The organism is Pseudoalteromonas sp. CR1, from assembly GCF_019392235.1.
Taxonomy (GTDB): domain Bacteria; phylum Pseudomonadota; class Gammaproteobacteria; order Enterobacterales; family Alteromonadaceae; genus Pseudoalteromonas.
Genome location: NZ_JAHXRM010000215.1, coordinates 1 through 276, shown reverse-complemented (window position 1 = coordinate 276; position 276 = coordinate 1). Strand labels below are relative to the sequence as shown.

1 protein-coding gene is annotated in these 276 nt (G+C 63.4%); it reads right to left on the bottom strand.

Annotation, left to right across the window (positions count from 1 at the left end):
- Window positions 1–276, bottom strand: a 276-nt coding sequence (locus tag KZZ04_RS19165) for a DNA polymerase ligase N-terminal domain-containing protein (protein ID WP_257903691.1), incomplete at both ends; no start/stop codon positions are given.

Below are 276 nucleotides of genomic sequence, written 5' to 3'. Positions count from 1 at the left end.
CACACGATCACATCCCCGGCGCCGTATTGGCCGGGCGCGATACTGCCTTCGAAGGCGCCGTAGCTCAGAGGGTGGTCTTCGACGTGGACCGCCAGGCGTTTCTGGCTCGGGTCCAGGCTCGGCCCTTTCGGCACTGCCCAGCTCTTGAGTACGCCATCAAGCTCCAGGCGAAAGTCGTAGTGCAGGTTGCGCGCGTCATGATTTTGAATCACGAATGACAGCGCCGACGCCTTGCGTTTAGCGGCCGGCGCTTCGCCTGCGGGCTCTGCGGTAATC